Annotated in this window: 14 protein-coding genes, 2 tRNA genes and 1 riboswitch; of the genes, 6 read left to right on the top strand and 10 right to left on the bottom strand. The window is 67.7% G+C overall.

Annotated elements, in window-relative coordinates; translation table 11 throughout:
• Positions 1–463 precede the first annotated feature (463 nt).
• The 4 genes from CU254_RS07005 (at position 464) to CU254_RS06990 (ending at position 4,158) form a co-directional block, all read left to right on the top strand.
• Positions 464–1,684, top strand: a complete 1,221-nt coding sequence (locus CU254_RS07005) for a glycine betaine/L-proline ABC transporter ATP-binding protein (RefSeq protein ID WP_009074073.1) — start codon at positions 464–466, stop codon at positions 1,682–1,684.
• Entirely contained in the window at positions 1,677–2,561 is an 885-nt protein-coding gene (locus CU254_RS07000) for a proline/glycine betaine ABC transporter permease (RefSeq protein WP_009074071.1), read from the top strand. Before CU254_RS07005 ends, CU254_RS07000 begins: the two co-directional genes overlap by 8 nt.
• A 33-nt stretch (positions 2,562–2,594) precedes the next feature.
• The gene (locus CU254_RS06995; RefSeq protein ID WP_009074069.1) at positions 2,595–3,503 is read left to right on the top strand and encodes a glycine betaine ABC transporter substrate-binding protein; all 909 of its coding nucleotides are present in this window, start codon (positions 2,595–2,597) and stop codon (positions 3,501–3,503) included.
• A gap of 154 nt (positions 3,504–3,657) precedes the next feature.
• Positions 3,658–4,158, top strand: a complete 501-nt coding sequence (locus tag CU254_RS06990; RefSeq protein ID WP_050788126.1) for a MarR family winged helix-turn-helix transcriptional regulator — start codon at positions 3,658–3,660, stop codon at positions 4,156–4,158.
• Here the strand turns inward: CU254_RS06990 and CU254_RS06985 are convergent.
• Complete coding sequence (locus CU254_RS06985) at positions 4,155–4,643, bottom strand: TetR family transcriptional regulator (protein WP_009074066.1); 489 nt, start codon at positions 4,641–4,643, stop codon at positions 4,155–4,157. The genes CU254_RS06990 and CU254_RS06985 overlap by 4 nt on opposite strands.
• An 87-nt stretch (positions 4,644–4,730) precedes the next feature.
• Here CU254_RS06985 and CU254_RS06980 point away from each other — a divergent pair, with 87 nt between their 5' ends.
• Complete coding sequence (locus tag CU254_RS06980) at positions 4,731–5,774, top strand: FAD-dependent monooxygenase (RefSeq protein ID WP_037712828.1); 1,044 nt, start codon at positions 4,731–4,733, stop codon at positions 5,772–5,774.
• A gap of 71 nt (positions 5,775–5,845) precedes the next feature.
• Here CU254_RS06980 and CU254_RS06975 read toward each other — a convergent pair.
• The 3 genes from CU254_RS06975 to CU254_RS06965 form a co-directional block, all read right to left on the bottom strand.
• A tRNA-Glu gene (locus tag CU254_RS06975) sits at positions 5,846–5,918 on the bottom strand.
• Between the two features lie 91 nt (positions 5,919–6,009).
• Positions 6,010–6,081 (bottom strand) — tRNA-Gln (locus CU254_RS06970).
• A complete protein-coding gene (locus CU254_RS06965; protein WP_369871176.1) occupies positions 6,067–6,876 on the bottom strand; it encodes an HAD family hydrolase in 810 nt (269 codons plus the stop codon). The genes CU254_RS06970 and CU254_RS06965 overlap by 15 nt, the downstream gene beginning before the upstream one ends.
• A gap of 1,365 nt (positions 6,877–8,241) precedes the next feature.
• Between CU254_RS06965 and CU254_RS06960 the strand changes: the two genes are divergently transcribed.
• Positions 8,242–9,480 (top strand): FAD-dependent oxidoreductase, encoded by a 1,239-nt coding sequence (locus tag CU254_RS06960; RefSeq protein ID WP_037716719.1) that lies wholly within the window; start codon positions 8,242–8,244, stop codon positions 9,478–9,480.
• 1,328 nt (positions 9,481–10,808) lie between these two features.
• Here CU254_RS06960 and CU254_RS06955 read toward each other — a convergent pair.
• From CU254_RS06955 to CU254_RS06930, 6 genes are all read right to left on the bottom strand, one after another.
• A complete protein-coding gene (locus tag CU254_RS06955; RefSeq protein ID WP_009074058.1) occupies positions 10,809–11,579 on the bottom strand; it encodes a fumarylacetoacetate hydrolase family protein in 771 nt (256 codons plus the stop codon).
• Between the two features lie 265 nt (positions 11,580–11,844).
• Entirely contained in the window at positions 11,845–13,506 is a 1,662-nt protein-coding gene (gene cimA, locus CU254_RS06950; protein ID WP_009074055.1) for a citramalate synthase, read from the bottom strand.
• A gap of 210 nt (positions 13,507–13,716) precedes the next feature.
• The gene (locus tag CU254_RS06945; RefSeq protein WP_234392805.1) at positions 13,717–14,697 is read right to left on the bottom strand and encodes an ABC transporter substrate-binding protein; all 981 of its coding nucleotides are present in this window, start codon (positions 14,695–14,697) and stop codon (positions 13,717–13,719) included.
• A gap of 16 nt (positions 14,698–14,713) precedes the next feature.
• On the bottom strand, positions 14,714–15,502 hold the full coding sequence (locus CU254_RS06940) for an ABC transporter ATP-binding protein (RefSeq protein ID WP_009074051.1): 789 nt from the start codon (positions 15,500–15,502) through the stop codon (positions 14,714–14,716).
• Positions 15,503–16,525, bottom strand: a complete 1,023-nt coding sequence (locus tag CU254_RS06935) for an iron ABC transporter permease (RefSeq protein ID WP_037716718.1) — start codon at positions 16,523–16,525, stop codon at positions 15,503–15,505. It lies immediately after the preceding gene.
• Between the two features lie 1,336 nt (positions 16,526–17,861).
• A riboswitch (cobalamin riboswitch) is annotated at positions 17,862–17,941 on the bottom strand.
• Positions 17,942–17,972: 31 nt separating this feature from the next.
• The gene (locus CU254_RS06930; protein WP_009074046.1) at positions 17,973–19,013 is read right to left on the bottom strand and encodes a 3-isopropylmalate dehydrogenase; all 1,041 of its coding nucleotides are present in this window, start codon (positions 19,011–19,013) and stop codon (positions 17,973–17,975) included.
• Positions 19,014–19,050 lie beyond the last annotated feature (37 nt).

The raw sequence follows: 19,050 nt of genomic DNA, 5'->3' as shown, positions 1-19,050 counted from the left end.
GCAGCGCGAAGGAAATCGAGCGAAGCCTCACGCGTTTTCCCGATCACATCGGCCATCTCGCCGCCGTCTCCAGTCGATCACCTGTTCCCCCAAGCAAGTGCGAACGCCCGCCGCGGGGTTTCCTTGCCGTGTCCGGCCCGGCGCCATGCGTGGCCGTCAGGTGTCCGCGGTCACCCAGGCCGCGCAAGGTCCACAACAGACTTTCGGGTTGTTATGCGAACGTGACAACCACGCACGGCGCCCGCGGGTAATCCAGTCGGGCGAACAGTCGAATCCGGACTGGTTTCGCCAGCGCACACCGTCTTTTCCCCGCTGCCGCACCGGTGTCTCGCGAGCGCGCGCACCGCGCCGGCGAAAGTGGGTGCCGGGCCACGAAAACCGGCCGTCATCGGTGAACCGGTCGCGCGATCGGCTCCGATCAGTGTTGGGCTATGCAATCATGTCGCCCGGCAAAGGACCCCGAATGCGAGAACATGAGACGACTGTGCCGATAGTTCGTGTGGAGAAGCTGTACAAAGTGTTCGGCCGCCGGGCGGAAGAAGCGGTCGGCAAGCTGGAGAACGGCGCCGACCGCGCCGAACTGGACCTGCCCGGCGTGACCGCGGCCGTGATCGACGCCTCTTTCACCGTGGAGCGCGGCGAAATTTTCGTGGTGATGGGCCTGTCCGGTTCGGGCAAGTCGACCCTGCTGCGCACCCTGAACGGGTTGCTCCCGGCCACCTCCGGCCGGGTGCTGGTGGACGACATCGACCTCACCGACAAGTCCGCGGGACAGGTGCGCGAGCTGCGCCAGCGGCGGATGAGCATGGTGTTCCAGCACTTCGCGCTGTTCCCGCACCGCACGGTCGCGGAGAACGTCGCCTACGGCCTGAGCGTGCAGAACGCGGCGCGCGAACGGCAGCGCGAACGCACCGCCGAAGCGCTGGAGATGGTCGGCCTCACCGGATGGGAGGACCGGTTGCCCGGTCAGCTTTCCGGCGGGATGCGCCAGCGCGTCGGCCTCGCCCGCGCGCTGGCCGCGGACACCGAGATCCTGCTGATGGACGAGGCGTTCAGCGCGCTGGACCCGTTGATCCGCAAGGAGATGCAGGACCAGCTCCTGATCCTGCAGCGGCAGCTGGGCAAAACGATCGTGTTCATCACGCACGACCTCAACGAGGCGATGCGCCTCGGCGACCGGATCGCGATGATGCGCGACGGCCGGATCGTCCAGGTTTCGACCGCGCAGGAAATGCTCACCGCGCCGGCCGACGAGTACGTCGCGAGGTTCGTGCGCGACGTAGACCGCAGCCGGGTGCTCACCGCGTCCGCCGTGATGGCGCCCGCGGAAATCACCTTCACCCCGGCCACCACGGTCGCCGAAGCGCGGGAAACGATGCGCCGGAACGAACTCTCCGGCGTGCTGGTGACCGAGGACGGCAAGTTCGCCGGCGCGGTCGACCGGCGCGCAGTGAGCGAGGCCGCTGACACGGCAACGATCGCCGCACTCGTCGACCGGTCCGCCGCGCGCACCGGCCCGGAAACCCAGATGGCCGAACTGTTCGGCCACGCCGCTTCCGCTCCCGCGCCGCTCGCGGTGGTCGGCGCCGACGGGGCGCTGCTCGGCGCGGTGACCCGCGAGGCGCTGCTGAACGCGTTGAGCATCGGCGAAAACGACGAGCAGGAGGCGAACGCCCGTGGCTGACAACGTCCTCGTCGGCGACCTGCCGCAGATTCCCGTCGGCTCCTGGTTCAAGGCGGTCATCGACTGGCTGCAGGGCAACATCGGCCCGTTCTTCGATTTCGTCGACAAGATCGTCAACGGCGCGGTCGACGGCCTCACCGCGGGACTGACCTGGCTGCCGTGGCCGGTGCTGGTCGTGGTGTTCGCCGGGCTCGGCTGGTGGCTGCGCGGCTGGAAGTTCGGCCTCGGCTCGGCGATCGGGTTCGCGCTCATCGACAGCCTGCGCGAATTCCCGTCCGCGATGCAGACGTTGTCGCAGGTGCTGATTTCCGGCGTGGTCGCGGTGGCGATCGCGGTGCCGGTCGGGATCGCGGCCGCGCGCAACGAAACGGTGAGCCGGATCGTGCGGCCGGTGCTGGACTTCATGCAGACGCTGCCCGCGTTCGTCTACCTGATCCCGGTCATTTTCTTCTTCTCGATCGGCCCGGTGCCGGGCGTGGTGGCGACCGTCGTGTTCTCGCTGCCGCCGGGCGTGCGGCTGACCGAACTCGGCATCCGCCAGGTCGACCCGGAAATGGTCGAGGCGGGCGAGGCGTTCGGCTCGCCGCCGCGGCGGATCCTGCGGGAGATCCAGATCCCGCTCGCGATGCCGTCGATCATGGCCGGCATCAACCAGATCATCATGCTGTCGCTGTCCATGGTCGTGATCTCCGGCATGGTCGGCGCGCCCGGACTCGGCGCCGAGGTGTACGCCGCGGTCACGAGCCTGAAACTGGACCTGGGTTTCAACGCCGGTCTCGGCGTTGTCGTGCTGGCCATTTATCTCGACCGGCTCACTTCCGCGCTCGGGGCGCGCTCCGCGGTGGGCCGCGCCCTCCGCCGGGCCGACGCGGCCTGATCCACCTCCACCGCAACGAGAAAGGACGAACGAGTGCGCACTTCGAAACGGCTCAGCCGGATCCTCGCCGTGGGCGCCGCCGTGACGGCCCTGGTCGGCCTCACCGCGGCGTGCGGCGGGCGGGAGTCCCAGTCGGGCAACAGCCAGGAAGCCAAGAGCGTCACCATCGGCTACATCAACTGGGACGAGGACGTCGCCCTCACCAGCCTGTACCAAGCGGTGCTGGAGGAAAAGGGGTACAAGGTCAAGACGCAGATGCTCGACGTCGGCCCGATCTACGCCGGGCTCGCGAAGGGCGACGTCGACCTGTTCCTCGACTCGTGGCTGCCCGCGACGCACAAGCAGTACTGGGACCAGTACCAGAACCAGCTCGAAGACCTCGGCGTCTGGTACGACAACGCGACTCTGAACCTCGCCGTGCCCGACTACGTGAGCGACGTGAACAGCATCGCCGACCTCAAGGACAAGGCGAGCATGTTCGGCGGCAAGATCACCGGCATCGAGGCGAGCGCGGGCGAGACCGGCATCGTGCAGAAGGACGCCATCCCGCAGTACGGCCTCGACGGCGCGATGACCCTGCAGAACTCGTCGACCACCGCGATGCTGGCCGCGCTCGACAGCTCGATCAAGGCGAAGAAGCCGATCGTCGTGACGCTGTGGCACCCGCACTGGGCGTACTCGCGCTACCAGCTCAAGGATCTGAAGGACCCGAAGGGCGCGATGGGCAAGGGCGAGCAGATCCACGCGCTCGGCCGCAAGGGCTTCGAGAAGGACTTCCCGGCGCTCGCCGGCGTGGCCAAGAAGCTGAAGATGTCGGACGCGGACCTCGGTTCGCTCGAGGACGCGATCCAGAAGGCCCCGAAGGGCCAGGAAAAGGCCGCCGCCAAGCAGTGGGCGGATCAGCACAAGCAGTTCGTGGACCAGGCTTTCGCCGGTCTCTGACGCGGTGCCGCACGACCCCGCCTCCCGTTCGCCGGGACGGCGGGGTCGTTTCTTTTTCCGCGACGGGGCGGTTGAAGTGGCCGGATTCCCCCTGATTCGTTGCCCAGCACGGTTATCGAGCGGAATCCGCCGCGCGATGCGGCACACTGGGCACATGTCTCGCGCGCCGATCTCTGCCCGCACCGACGTACCCGACGACGTCGACGCGGTGACCGAAGCCGTGCTCACTGCTTCCCGGCTGCTCGTCGCGGTGTCCGCGCGGTCCATCGCCTCCGTGGGCGACCTCATCACGATGCCGCAATTCCGGCTCCTGGTGGTGCTGCATTCCCGCGGCCCGCTGAAACAGGCCGCGCTCGCCGAACATCTCGGCGTCACGCCGTCCACCGCGAGCCGGATGATCGACCGCCTGGTCGCCGTCGCGCTGGTCGCCCGATTGGGCAATCCTTCGTCCCGGCGCGAGGTCGTCATCGAACTCACCCGGGAAGGCGACCGAATCGTCCGCGTCGTCACCCAGCGGCGCCGTCGCGAAATCGCCGCCGTGGTGGAGAAAATGCCCGAATCGGCCCGCCGCGGCCTGGTCGACGCGCTGACCGCGTTCGCCGAAGCGGGCGGCGAACCGCCTGCCGGAAACCCGGCCGACGCCGTGTGGGTCTAGCTTTCCGCCGCCACCGCGCGAATCCCGTCGGCCACTTCTTTCGCCGACGGGGCCTCCTGCGGGTCGAGCAGCCACTGCACCATCAGCCCGATCACCAGCGCGCTCTGCACCGCCCCGCCGACCCCGGCCCGCGCCTCGCGCAACCCCTGCACGAGATGCTGCCGCACGTCCGCTGACCGCTCCGCCTGCACGAGCGCCTCGAGCTGCGCGACCCACAACGCCCGGTGCTCGCCGAAGCTGTCGATCAGCCGCTTCAGCCCCTGTTCGGACAGGTCGAACGACGAATCCGCGACCTGGCCGCCCAGTTCGTCGACCGCCGCGACCAGCGCCTGCGTCAGCAACGCGTCCCGCGACCCGAAGTGGTAGCCGATCGCCGCGTGACTGACCCCCGCCGCGGCCGCGATGTCGCGCACCGTCGTGTTGCCCCAGCCCAGCTCGATCAAGCAGCGCTTCGCCCCGGCCAGCAGATCCTCGCGATTGCCCATGGCCGCACAGCCTAGCCCACGTCTTGCCCAGATGGTTTATCCAAATGGTTTGACCAAATGGACAAAACCGGGCTACGGTCCTGTCCCATGAACGTCTTGATCTCCGGTGCTGGCGTGGCCGGTGTCACCCTCGCCGAACTCCTCACCCGCTCCGGCCACCGCGGCACGATCGTCGAACGCGCCCCCGCCCTCCGGCACACCGGTTACGCCGTGGATTTCCGCGGTGCCGCCTTCGATGCCCTGTCTGAGCTGGGCATTCTCGACGACGTCCGCCAGCACGACACGAAGATGACCGGAACCGCCGTCGTCGATCGCGACGGCGTCCAGGTCGATCTGCTGCCCGCCGAAGCTTTCGCGGGCGAGCTGGAGGTGCCAAAGCACGTCCTGAACGAGCTGCTGTACGGCCTGACTGTCGATCATGTCGAGTACCGCTTCGGCACGTCGATCGCGTCGCTGTCGCAAACTGAGGCCGCCGTGACCGCCGAACTGACCGACGGCTCCACCGAGACTTACGACCTGGTTTTCGGCGCGGACGGCGTGTACTCGAAGGTCCGCCAGCTAGCATTCGCCCCGCACTCAGCGGTGCTGCAGCACCTAGGCCTCTCCGGCGCGGGCTTCACCATGCCGAACTTCCTGGGCCTGGACCACAGCGGCCTCCTCCGCACCTCTGGCCACACGGCGATCTACCTGTTCAACTCAGCGGACGCGGACCGTCTCACCGTGAGCCTGTCCTTCGGAACGACCTCGGGCGTCCTGGACCGCCTTCCCCGCGTCGAACAGGAATCCGCGACGCGCGCCGCTTTCGCCGGTGACGCTTGGCACACGCCTCGCCTGCTGGAGGCGATGTCGGAGGCTTCGGACTTCTACTTCAGCTCGAGCACGCAGGTGCACCTGAACCGCTGGTCGACCGGCCGGATCGCCCTGGTGGGCGACGCCGGGTACTGCGCCGCCCCCACCGCGGGCATGGGAACTTCACAGGCCTTGCTCGGCGCTCGTTCGCTGGCCCGCCATCTGGCCGCCTCGGCCTATCCGGAGGCTTTCGCCGGGTACGAAGCCGAACTCCGGCCGTATGTGACGGAAAACCAGGCGAATGGCCGCTCGGCAGCCGCGTTGTTCGGCGGGCGGGATTGATCCTTTTCCGCGCTTTCGACGGCACATACAACAAAGCCCGGTTGATCTTTGCTGATCAACCGGGCTGGCTGTACCCCCGATGGGATTCGAACCCACGCTACCGGCGTGAGAGGCCGGCGTCCTAGGCCGCTAGACGACGGGGGCTTAGGAACTTCCCCGTTTCCGGGGCTTTTCTTGCGAGAGAGAACTTACCAGAAGCGATTTTCGCACTTCCGAGAGGGGGTCCTCTCTGCAGCTGGGGTACCAGGACTCGAACCTAGACTAACTGGACCAGAACCAGTCGTGCTGCCAATTACACCATACCCCAGTGAGGTACTTTCCCGGTTGCCCAGGTCAGTGCCGCACGAGAAGAAATACTAGAACATCCCGCCGCGGACCGTCGCAGCGGGGTCCCCGCCGCGCGCGGGGCGGGCACGCCGACCGTCGCGTACTCCGAAACCAGCAGCTCAGGAAGCTCGTCGAGCCCGGACACGGTGTGCACCCCGTCCGGAGCCCGCTCGCCGGTGCGGCTGGTCCCGTCGCGGTCGAGCCAGACCGCGCCGAGCCCGGCGTCGAACGCGCCGATCGCGTCGGTGTCGAGCTTGTCCCCGACGTGCACCGTGCGCTCCGGCGGGCACTCCAGCGCCAGGCAGACCGAGTGGAACATCACCGGATCGGGTTTCGCGACCCCGACCTCGCCCGCGATCGCGACGTGGTCGAAAAACGGCGCGAGCCCGAGCTCCGCGATTTTCCGCCGCTGATGAACCCCTGAGGCGTTCGTCACGGCGGCCAGGTGCAGCCCCGCGGCGCGCAGCCATTCCAGACAAGGAAGAACGTCGTCGAATAACCGCCAGGACCGCGCCAAAATCTCCAGCCGGCGCGCCTCGAACGCGCTCACTTGCGCGGAGTCCGCGGAGATCCCCAACTCGGCGAGGAAACATTCGGTGCGCCGGTGATGCATCACGTCGTAGCCCAGCTTCCCGGCGACGACCAGCGCGACGTGCTCCTCGGTGATCAAATCCCACAACGGCCAAAGATCGTCGCGCCCGGTGAGCGCATGCAAGGTACGGCGGATCGCGGCGGTGCAGTCGATCAACGTGTCGTCGATGTCGAGACAGACCAGGCTCAGCTCAGGAGGCGCCCACGGTTCACGACCGGCAGCGGCCGGCGGGGCAGTACGAGCACGCGACAGAGCGGCCGGGGCGAAATCCACCCCGTGAGGCTAGGGCACGCGCCGCGTTCGCAACGCGGCCAAAAAGGTGATTACCCCGAGCCCCTTGCCGCTGACCGGCTCTACTGCCGGTGCACAAAGTGTCCGCCCCGTGACGTTCACCACCGCCCCAGAGGGCCGAGCGGGTGAAAGACGCTTACTCCACGCTCGCCGCGAAAACTTGCCAATTCCGAACGATCTTCTCCGAGGCGCGTGCTGCCGTCCCCTCGCGCGGCCGTCGAGAAACCCCTTTCGCCACAACCCTTTCCCGCCTGTGGCCCTCTGTTCGGACCGTCCTCAAGCAACATCAACCACGCATAAGTTCCGCGGCCGAACTAACCGCCCGAAATCCTTTTCCGGAAAATGCCGCCACTCACCGCAGTTTCCGACCGGACGGCGGCGTCCGGTCATCCCCGCCCGAGATCCACATACGTGAACCACGCGCCATTACGCAAACTCCCCACATTCTGGTCCCGGCGAGGCAACATCAACTCCGCTGTCCGCACCAGCCAGCCGCTCTTTCCACTTCTTCCCGACGGCGGCCGCGCTCGCCAATCCCCGCCAGGATCGTGCGCGGGTAACCGCCTCATGAGCCGCCGTCGCTGTACGTCTCCTCCGGAGAAACCCCACTCGGGGCCCTTCCCTTCTGTTCACGCCTCACCCACCCTTTCCGACCTTTCCCTGCCCGCTTCCGCGGCTTCCCGTTCCGCCGCACCACCTTTTCTTCCCATGCCCTCCCCTGCCCCTTCCTTTTCCACGCCCCCTCGCTCGTCCGCTTCTGCCCGCCGCACCCGCCTCACTCGTCCGCTTCGTCCCACAGCACCCGCCTCGCTCATCCGCTTCCGCCCGCCGCACCCGCCTCACTCGTCCGCTTCGTCCCACAGCACCCGCCTCGCTCATCCGCTTCCGCCCGCCGCACCCGCCTCGCTCATCCGCTTCCGCCCGCCGCACCCGCCTGCCCGCTCCACTACTGCCACCCACCCCTTGGGCCACTTGCCAGTCCCCTGTGCCCCACATCGCTCTCCCGCCGCACCCCCTTCCCCGCCCCGCCTCACTCGCCCGCTTCTTCCGCCGCACCCGCCTGCCCGCTCCACTGCTGCCCACCGCCCCTTGGACCACTTGCCAGTCGCCTGCCCCACATCGCTCTCCCGCCGCATCCCCTTCCGCCCCCGCTCTGTCGGCAAAGAACCCACCACCCCATCGGCCGACTTGACGCACCCTCCGCCCGAGGTGCATCCTCACTGTTATTCAACAGCCGATGAATAAGGGGTGGGGAAGATGACCGAGCACACGGGCTGCGTCATCGTCGGCGGCGGACCAGCAGGCATGGTGGCGGGCTTGCTCCTGGCCCGAGCGGGCGTGGAAGTGACCGTCCTGGAAAAGCACGCGGACTTCCTCCGCGATTTCCGCGGCGACACCGTCCACCCGTCCACCCTCAGGCTCCTGGACGAACTGGGTCTCGGCGAAAAGTTCGAAGCCCTGCCGCACACCAAGGTGACCGCAGTCGGACTCCCGACCCCGGACGGCGGCTCGCTGACCCTCGCCGACATGTCGTTGCTGCACGTCCCCCGCCCCTACGTAGCGATGGTCCCCCAATGGGATTTCCTGGACCTGCTCGCCGAAACAGCGCAGAAGGAACCGACCTTCACCCTCCGCATGGAAACCGAAATGACCGGCCTCCTCCGCTCAGGCCGCAAAGTCACCGGTGTCCGCTACCGCACCGCGAACGGCGCCGAAGGCGAACTCAACGCAAACCTGGTCATCGCCGCCGACGGCCGCTGGTCCCTGGCCCGCCGCTCGGCCGGCCTGACCCCGCGCGAGTACTACACCCCGTTCGACGCTTGGTGGTTCCGTCTCTCCCGCAAGCCCGAAGAACAGGAAGCCTCCCTGGTGCCGAGGATGCGCAACCACCGCTTCGCGGTGCCGTTGCCGCGCAAGGGCTACTACCAGATCGCCTACCTCACGCCGAAAGGCAAAGACCTGAACGCCGCCGGCATCGAAAGCTTCCGCCGCGACGTCACCGAGGTCTGCCCGGAATTCGCCGACCGCGTCCACGAACTGAAGTCGATGGACGACGTCAAGTTCCTCAACGTCCGTCTCAACCGCCTGCACCGCTGGCACGTCGACGGCCTGCTGTGCATCGGAGACGCCGCCCACGCGATGTCCCCAGTCGGCGGCGTCGGAATCAACCTGGCAGTACAAGACGCCGTCGCCGCCGCGAGGCTACTGGCCGACCCGCTCCTCCGCGGCAAGCCGACCGAACAGGACCTCACCGCAGTCCGCCGCCGTCGCCTCCTGCCGACCGTCGCCGTCCAGGGCCTGCAGCGTCTTCTCCACCGCCGAGTAATGGGCCCAGTAATGACCGGCCACGCCGACGGTCCGCCGCCTCAATTGATCGCCCTGCTCAAGCGCTTCCCGAGCCTCGCCCGCGTCCCGGCCTACCTCATCGGCGTAGGCATCCGCCGCGAATCCGCCCCCGCCTTCGCCCGCCGCCCAGCAGAACCGGCCACCCGCTAACCCACCCCCAGGTCAGCCACCACCCGGCAACGCCAGCCCCCGAACCCACCCAACGCTCGCCCGTCGCCCACTGGCAAACACCCGCCGGTCGGCCACAACAATGCCGACGCGTCCTCGCCTCCTCGGCACCGCTCCATAGACCACCGACACAGCCGCCTCGCCGCTAAACGGCAACCGCAAGCCAGCTCCTCCCCCACGCGAACCGCTCATCCAGCGGCCGACGCCCCTCGCCACTGAACGGCAAAACTCCCGACCGCTCAGCACCCGGGCACCCAAACGCTCTAGCCCTTCACCGGCACGCCAAGGATCACTTCCGTCGAGCACCTTCGCAGTACCCGACCAGCACACTCCGCAGCATCGATGCACAGCTAAACGGAACTCATTCATTCGCCGCTGAACGGCAACACGACCAGCTCGCCAACCGCCCACCAGCGAGCCCCTCGCCACCGACCGGCAACAACACCGACCAGCCCAACCACCAGTCGCCCAGCCGCCCACGCGCCACTCCGCGGCAACGGCACCGACCGCTCACCAAACGAGCCTCAAAACCATTCGCCACTCAACGGCAACAGCCACCGCTGTCACCCACCCAAGCGGCAATCAGCTGTCGCCGCTCAACGGCGACAGTCACCCTGCCATCGCGCCCAAGCCGCAAACCCCTGTCGCCACTTAACGACAACAGCCATCCGCAGCCAACCCAAGCTGCAATCACTTCTCGCCACTCAACGGCAACGGCAGCCACGGCTTACCAACGCCAGGACAACTCGCTTCTCGCCACTAAGCGGCGACAGCAGCGTCAGCTCACCAACGCGAACACCAATCACCTTTCGCCACCAAGCGACGACACCGTCAACTCACCAACACAGACGCCAGTCGCCTCTCGCCACCAAGCGGCAAACAGCATCGCCAGCTCGCCAACAAGAAGGCCAAGCCTTCTTTCGCCACCCAGCGGCGACAGCACCAACGACTCGTCCCTCTCCGCCCAGCGGCGACAGCGCTGCCGACTCTTCTCTCGCCACCAACCGGCGAGGGTGCCGCCGACTCACCGACCAAAGCGCCAGCAACCATTCGCCGATAAACGGCAAGAGCCATCCACAGCCACCACACAAGCGGCAAGCACCTCTCGCCGCTCAACGGCAACGGCCCCGCCTACCCGCCAACCCAGACACGAGCCGCCAGCTCGCCACCAACCAGCAACAGCCCAAGCCACCGCCCCGGCCTCACCCCGACGGCCGAAAACAACCCCCGACCAGGGATTCGCCACTAAACGGCAACGCCCGAACCCACCCCCACCAAGCCACCGTCGCCGCAAAACGGCGACGGCCAGCTCAGAGGTCCTGCACCGGATTCGTCAGCGTCCCGATGCCGTCGATCGTGATGGACACCGACTGCCCGTCGACGATCGGCCCGACCCCCTCCGGCGTGCCGGTGAGGATCACGTCTCCGGGAAGGAGCGTCATCACGCGCGACACGAACTCGACCAGTTCGGGCACCTTGTGCACGAGGTCCGAAGTCCGGCCGTCCTGCTTCAGTTCGCCGTCGACCTCGCTGCGGAGCGCCAGGTCGGACGGGTCGATCGACGTCTCGATCCACGGACCGAGCGGGCAGAAGGTGTCGAACCCCTTCGCCCGGCCCCACTGGCCGTCAGACTTTTGCAGGTCACGCGCGCTCACGTCGTTGGCGACCGTGTAGCCGAGGATCGCGCTGGCCGCGCGCGCCGCGGGCACGTTCTTCACTGGCTGTCCGATGACGACTGCGAGTTCGCCCTCGAAATCGACGCGCCCGACGTCCGACGGACGGCGGATCGGAGCGTTCGGCCCGACCACCGTCGTGGACGGCTTGATGAACAGCATCGGCGCGGACGGCACCTCATTGCCGAACTCCGCCGCGTGCTTCGCGTAGTTCCGGCCGACGGCGATCACCTTCGACGGCAGGATCGGCGCGAGCAGCCGGACGTCGGCCAGCGGCCACCGCTTGCCGGTGAAGTTCGGCTGGCCGAACGGGTGTTCCGCGATCTCCAGGACCTGAGCATCGTCGCCGTCCCCCTCGATCGAAGCGAACGCGACACCACTGGGATGAGCAATACGAGCTAGACGCACCGCACCAGTCTACGTACCCGCACCGACAGTCGCGCACCCCGAGCGGGCGCGAGAGTCCCCCTCGCCCAATCCACGCGAACACGACACTTCGCACCAGCGGATGAGCAGCCGCGACCGCACCGGCGCGAAAGGACCCTTCACGCCAGCCAGATACGACCACGCACCACAGGAACGGCCTCATCGACACGATCGTGAGTCGCGATGTCCATCGCAGGAAGGACCACCAGGCGCGAATGTCCCAACCCAGCGCACCCGTAGGCGCGATTCACCCCACAGCAGCCACCCCCAGCTCAGACACTGACTGCCCAGACGCGACCGTCAGGCTTTTGTGGACCAACGCGTCGCACAACGCCAGCCAGCTCGCCTCGACGATGTTGCCGTGCACCCCCACCGTCGTCCATTCGTGTTCGCCGTCACTAGTTTCGAGAAGCACCCGCGTGACGGCGTCCGTACCCGGATTGGACGGCAGGATCCGCACCTTGTAATCAGCCAGCTCCACGCTGTCCAACCAGGACAGATACGGCGTCAACGCCTGGCGCAGCGCCGCATCAAGGGCGTGCACCGGGCCGTTCCCTTCCGCGGTCGCGATGACGCGCTCGCCCGCGACGTGCACCTTCACCGTCGCCTCGGAAACGACTTCGCCGTCCGAACGGTGGTCCAGGACCACCCGATAGGACTCGAGCTCGAACGGCGGCGGATCCGACTTTTCGCCGGAAACCTCCTCGACCTCGCGGCGCAGCAACAGCCCCAGCGACGCGTCGGCCGCTTCGAACGACCAGCCTTCCGATTCGAGTTCTTTCACCTTTCGCACCGCGTTCGTCAGCGCGTCGGGCCGGCCGGCAAGGTCGACCCCGAGTTCACGTCCCTTGAGCTCGAGGCTGGCCCTGCCGGCCATCTCCGTGACCAGTACTCGCATGCCGTTGCCGACGGAGGACGGATCGATGTGGTTGTACAACAACGGATCCACCTTGATCGCGCTCGCGTGCAGCCCCGCCTTGTGGGCGAAAGCGGACAACCCGACGTAAGCCTGGTGGGTGTCGGGTGCGAGGTTGGCGATTTCGGCTAAGGCATGGGAGACGCGAGTGAGCTCGGCGGCTCCTCCGGTCGGGAGGACGTCCATTCCGAGCTTGGTCACGAGGTTTCCCGCTACGGCGAACAGGTCGGCGTTGCCTGCCCGTTCCCCGTAGCCGTTCGCGGTGCACTGCACGTGCGTCGCGCCGGCCTGCACCGCGGCGACAGAGTTCGCCACAGCACAGGAAGTGTCATCCTGGCAATGGATTCCGAGTCGGAATCCGGTCTTTTCCTTGATCTCGCCTACGGTTTCAGCAAGTCCCAACGGCAGCTGCCCGCCGTTGGTGTCGCACAGCACGAGGACGTCCGCGCCAGCGTGCGCCGCTGCGTCGAGCACCCGCAGCGAGGTTTCGGGAGAGAAGGCGTAGCCGTCGAAAAAGTGTTCTGCGTCAAGAAAAACTCGACGACCTTCGCCGACGAGGAACGCGACCGTGTCCCGCACCATCGCGCATGCCTCGTCGACGTCCACCCGCAACGCCCGCTCGATGTGCCGTAAGTCCGATTTAGCCACCAAGGTGATGACCGGTGCCTCCGAATCCAACAGCGCACGGACCTGAGGATCCTTGTCGGCCGCAGTGCCTGCCTTGCGCGTGGACCCGAACGCGACGAGCGCGGCGTGCTTGAGCGGCAACTCTCCCTTTGCCGCGCGGGAAAAGAACTCCGTGTCCTTCGGCAGAGCACCCGGCCAGCCGCCCTCGATGAACCCGACACCCAGCTCGTCCAACAGCCGCGCGACGGCCAGCTTGTCCGTGACCGAGTAGGTGATTCCTTCGCGCTGAGCACCGTCGCGCAAAGTGGTGTCGTAGAGGTGGAAGGCATCGCCAAGCGGCGTGCCGGCGGGTTCCGTGCGGGTCACGGTGTTCTCCTTGTGGCGGGGCAGAACCTGGTCCAGGCAACAAAAAAACCTCCCGCATGGGTGCGAGAGGTTGCGCGCCGGTAGCTCTTGTGGAGCGTCTATCCGGCGCGCAAGGCAATAATGACGGAGATGGCGGTCATGTCGGCCATCATGCCACAGCTTCGCCCGGCTTCCAAGCGCCGGGCGAAGCGTCCCACCTTCTGAGAGCCGTCAGCCGGGCAGCTTCGCCAGGTAGCGGCCGAATTCTTCGACCGCTGCGGCATTTCTCGGCCCTTCCACCAAAGCGGCGTACGGCAGCGCGAAGAAGCGTCCTTCCTTCACGGCCGGGATGTCGCGCAGGCCGGGGCGCGAGCGAAGGAAGTTCTCCTTGTCGGCCACGCTGCCGACCTCGCCGCCGTAGTCGTTGATGAGGATAACGTCCGGCGCGCGCTGGATCACGGCTTCCCAGCTGACGCTGGTCCAGCTGTCGTTGAGGTCCGCGAAGATGTTGGCACCACCCGATTTGGTGATGATTTCGTCCGGGCCCGCGTTCCGTCCGGAGGTGAATGGCTGGTCACGGCCGTCGTCGTAGAGGAACACCTTGGGTTTCGGCCGCCCGGCCGGCACCGCGTCCGTGACAGCGGCGACCCGTGAGCGGTACTCTTCGATCAAACGTTCTGCACGATCACTGATCCCGAAGATCTTCCCCAGATTGCGCACATCTGTGTACAGCGCGTCGAGCGGTCGCATGATCCCCCGCTGCTTGCCATTGCCGTTGCGGCACGCTTCGGTGAGCAAGTAGCTGGAGATGCCCAGCTTCGCGAGGGAATCCGGGGTGAACCCGGTTGCCTCGGAGAAGCCGTAGTTCCAGCCCGCGAACACGAGGTCCGCTCCCGCGCCCTGCACCACCTCACGGTTGATCTTCTCCGCGAGCTTGGGCACCTTGGCGAAATCGGCTTTCCACGGCGACGAGGCCACGCCGCTGGACTGTCCTTTGTCGACCACGTAACCGGCCATCCGGTCGCCCAAGCCGAGCGCGAACATCAGCTCGGTGATGCCGATGTCATTCGTCACGACTCGAGAAGGAGGTTTGGACACGGTCAACGACGAACCGCAATTGGTCACCGTCACGGGATACCCGGCCGGAGCTGCTCCACCGTCCCTTTCGGACACGTGAGCGCCGCAGCCGGTGGCGACGAGGGCGACCGTCACGAGCAACGCGACTGTCCTACGCATGACTGTCCTCCTGGGATTCGAGCAGGTCGAACAACAACTGCGGACGCCCCGTAGCGGGATGCGGCACGACATGCCCGCGCACTCCGAACACGTCGGCGAGCAAAGCCGGGGTGAGCACCTCGGCCGGGGTTCCGCTCGCGACGAGGCGGCCGTGGTCGAGCACGTGCACCACGTCGCACACGGCAGCGGCCAGGTTCAGGTCGTGGAGCGCGGCCAGCACCGTCGGTCCGCTGGCACGAGCGAGCGCGAGGACTTCGAGCTGGTGCCTGATGTCGAGATGGTTGGTCGGCTCGTCGAGCACCAGGAGCCGGGGCTGCTGTGCGAGGGCACGCGCGATCAGCACGCGTTGCCGTTCGCCGCCGGACAAGGTGAGCACGCCTCGCTCGGCCAGGTGCGTCAGGCCGACTTGAGCCAGTGCGTCGGCGCACAGCCGGTGGTCGGCTGCGCTCATGCGGTCGAGCAGGCCGTGGTGCGGCAGGCGACCCATCGCCACCACCTCGGCGACGGTGAAGTCGAACTCCGCGTGCGATTCCTGCGCGACCGCGGCGATCGCGCGCGCCCGCTTTCGCGGTGCCATCCCGTCGACCGGCTGACCGTCGACCAACACGGCTCCGGCTGAGGGCTTGAGCACTTGATAGACGGCGCGCAGAGTCGTCGACTTTCCGCTGCCGTTCGGGCCGAGCAGTCCGACGAATTGGCCTTGCCGAGCTTCGAGGGTCACGTCGTCGACCAGCTTGCGACCGGCCGCGGTCACGCTGACGCCGTCGAGCGAGAGGTCCATTCACGCACCTCCGAACACGTAGGCGCGGCGACGCATCAAGAGCAGGAACGCCGGTACCCCGACCGCCGCGGTCAGCACCCCGATCGGCAACTCCTCAGGCGCGGCGAGCACTCGCGCCGCGACGTCCACCCACACCAGGAAAACCGCGCCGGCCAGCGGTGCCACGGCAAGCACCCGGCGGTGATCGGCACCGACGACCAGCCGCACCAGGTGCGGAAGGATCAACCCGACGAAGCCGATCGCTCCGCTCACCGCGACCAGAACCCCCGTCATGGCAGCGCAAACGATGAACAGGAGAACCCGCAGCTTCCCGACGTCGACGCCGAGAGTCGTCGCCGCTTCGTCGCCCATGGCGAGCGCGTTGAGCCGGCCGGCCAGCGCCAGCAAGAGCAAAATCCCGCCGGCCACCACGATCGCGGCGATCGGCAGCGTGCCCCAATTCGCGCCGGCGAGACTGCCGAGCAGCCAAAACAGCGCCGACCGCGCGGCTTCGCCGTTCGGCGCTTGAAAGACGATGACCGTGGTGATCGCGAAAAACCCGTAAGACAACGTCGTTCCGGTGAGCACCAGACGCAGCGGCGTAAGTCCTTGCCGCGTACGGGCGACGAGATAGACGATCAAAGTCGCGACGAGCGCGGCCACGAACGCCCCGACCGACAACGCGTAGATCCCGAGCGACGCGAAGACGCCGAACAACGTCACCGCGGTCGCCCCGACGGAAGCGCCGGAGGAAATCCCCAGCACATACGGCTCGGCGAGTGCGTTGCGCACCATCGCTTGAATCGCGACGCCGACAGTCGACAGCCCAGCGCCGACGACCACCGCCAGCAGAACGCGAGGAAGCCGGAGATCCCAGATGATCCGGTACTCCCCGACCTCGTCCGGGCCGATCGTCCCGCCGAACAGCCCAGCGCGGAGAAAGGCCCACGTGTGAGTGACCGGCACCGCCACCGTCCCGATCCCGACAGCGACGACGATCGACCCGAGCAACACGACCACGAGCCCGAGCAGCACCGGCGTCAACGGCCGTCTCCGCTGAACGGCAACGGCCCCGACCTGGGATTCGCCACTCAACGGCGACGCGTCCGGCTGGCCCTGCGCAGTGCCACTCCGCGGCGACGCGTGCGGCTGGTCCTGGAATTCGCCACCCAACGGCGATACATCCGACTCGCCCTGCGCGATGCCAACCCGCGACGACGCGACCCACCGGTTCTGGAATTCGCCATTCAGCGACGACACATCCGGCTGTGCCTGCGAGGCGCCACTCCGCGACGACGCGACTCGCTGGTCCTCGGCTTCGCCGTTCAACGGCAATACATCCGGCTGCTCTTGCAATCCTCCAACCCGCGACGATGCGTGCGGCCGGTCCTGGAATTCGCCACCCAACGGCGACGCGTCCGAGTGCCCCTGCGAAGTGCCACTCCGCGGCGACGCATGCCGCTGGTCCTGGAGTTCGCCACCCAACGGCGATACATCCGACTCGCCCCGCGCGATGCCAACCCGCGACGACGCGACCCGCCCGCCCTGGGACTCGCCACTCAACGGCGACGCATCCGGCTGGCCCGGCGCGGTCTCAACTCGCGGCGACGTGACCCGCTGGTTCTGGGATTCGCCGATCCGCGGCAACGCAACCCGCTGAGTCGGGGATTCGCCAGCCCGCGGCGAAACGTGCTCCTCGCTCGAGGATCGGTCATCCAACGGCGAGCCAACGCCTCCACCAGAGCCAGTCAGATCACGGCTCTCCGCGGACTCGGCCCGCAGCTCGTCGATCGGCGACTCGGTGCCGTGCACTGCGTTGCCGCGAGATGGCGAATCCACCTTCGCCGCAGAACCACCCGGTCGGAACGAGTCGCGCGTACCGCCGTCGCCAGGAGATGGCGAACCACCCTCGCCATCCAGTGGCGAATCGCCCGAAGCACCGTCCCCGCGAGCACCAGAACCAGCCGACCCGCTGTCGCCACCAGACGGCGAAACACCCGAACCGCCCTCAGCGCGCGAATCTAAATCGGCAGCCTCGCCATCGCCGCTCGGTGGCAAAAGATCCGAGTCACCACGAGAACTCGAACCACCCGACACGCCCTCGCCACTCAACGGCGAGAGGCAACCGCCTTCCAGAAGATCCGGCGAATCACGGTCGCTAGCAGGCGGCGAAACCCCACCAGAACCACCGTCGCCGAAAACCGGCGAAGCCCCGCCCACCGCGGAGCCAGGACGAGCAGAACGCCTTTCAGAAGAAGACACCACCGGCGACGACCCAATCGAGACATTGGGCCCGCAAAAGACGGCAGCCGCCGGCGGCGGGAGTGTCGTCTCCCGCAGACCACGACGGGAGGGGACGAGGTTCGAGGAACCTCCGCCGGTATCGGGCTCGCCTTCGGCTCCGGAGAAGGAGCCGAAGGCCTACCGTTGCGGGTCAGCGCCGGATTTCGACCGGCTTCCGCGGCGGGGGTCCGAAAGACTCAGGACGGGGTCAGCCGACCTGACGGACGTTGGACGAGACCAGTGCCGCGAGGCGGTCGCCGATCGCCTGGGTCGCGCCCGGGGACGACTGGTCGCGCGTGGCGAGATCGAACGCCACCGAGGCCTCGATGCGCCGCGCCGCTTCCTTCTGGCCGAGGTGGTCCAGCAGAAGCGACACCGACAGCACCGCGGCGGTCGGGTCGGCGAGGCCCTGGCCGGCGATGTCCGGCGCGCTGCCGTGCACCGGCTCGAACATGCTCGGGTTCCGGCGCGTGATGTCGAGGTTGCCGCTGGCCGCGAGGCCGATGCCGCCGGTCACCGCGGCCGCGAGGTCGGTGATGATGTCGCCGAACAGGTTGTCGGTGACGATCACGTCGAACCGCGACGGGTCGGTGACCAGGTGGATCGTGGCGGCGTCCACGTGCGAGTACGCGACGGTGACGTCCGGGTGCTCCAGCGAAACCTCTTCGACGATCCGCGACCACAGGGAACCGGCGTGCTCCAGCACGTTGGTCTTGTGCACGAGCGTGAGGTGCTTGCGCGGACGCTCCTCGGCGCGGTTGAACGCGTCCGCGACCACGCGCCGCACGCCGAAGGCCGTGTTGACGCTGACCTCGGTGGCGATCTCGTGCTCGGTGTCCTTGCGCAGCAGACCGCCGTTGCCCGCGTACGGGCCTTCGGTGCCTTCGCGCACCACGACCATGTCGACGTCCCCGGCGTCGGCCAGCGGGCCGCGCACCCCGGGGTACAGCCGCGCCGGGCGCAGGTTCACGTGGTGGTCCAGTTCGAACCGCAGCCGCAGCAGCAGGCCGCGCTCGAGAATTCCGCTGGGCACCGTCGGGTCGCCGACCGCGCCGAGCAGGATCGCGTCGTGCTGGCGCAGTTCGCCGAGCACCGACTCCGGGAGCAGCTCCCCGGTGGCGTGCCACCGCGAGGCGCCGAGGTCGTAGTTCGTGATCTCCGCCGCCGGTGCTACCTCACCGAGCACCTTGAGCGCCTCGGAGACCACCTCGGGCCCGATCCCGTCCCCTGGGATCACCGCGAGCCGCATCCACACACCTCCGTAGCCCAGGCCACCGGGCGCACCG

The sequence above is a fragment of the Amycolatopsis sp. AA4 genome (assembly GCF_002796545.1).
In the GTDB taxonomy this organism is placed as follows: Bacteria; Actinomycetota; Actinomycetes; order Mycobacteriales; family Pseudonocardiaceae; genus Amycolatopsis.
Note: the sequence above shows the minus strand (reverse complement) of the source record. Positions and strands in the feature narration are given on the sequence as shown.